The following is a 241-nucleotide window of genomic DNA, read 5'->3' on the forward strand; positions in this document are numbered from 1 at the left end:
TGGTGGAGCTATGCGGGATCGAACCGCAGACCTCCTGCGTGCAAGGCAGGCGCTCTCCCAGCTGAGCTATAGCCCCATAATGGGTTCTTTTTTCTTATTCTAGGCATGATACGAGGACGTTTAGTTCACTAAACGACGAACTTCATAGCAAAGAAGAAGGAAAAAGTGGTGGGCGATACCGGGCTCGAACCAGTGACCCCCTCCTTGTAAGGGAGGTGCTCTCCCAACTGAGCTAATCGCC

The 241-nt window shown here is 52.7% G+C and carries 1 tRNA gene; it reads right to left on the reverse strand.

The annotated features are described in order from the left end of the window. Nucleotides 1-76 (reverse strand) — tRNA-Ala (locus ACVA58_RS28590). Between the last annotated feature and the right edge of the window lie 165 nt (nt 77-241).

This window comes from Photobacterium sp. DNB22_13_2, from assembly GCF_052873915.1.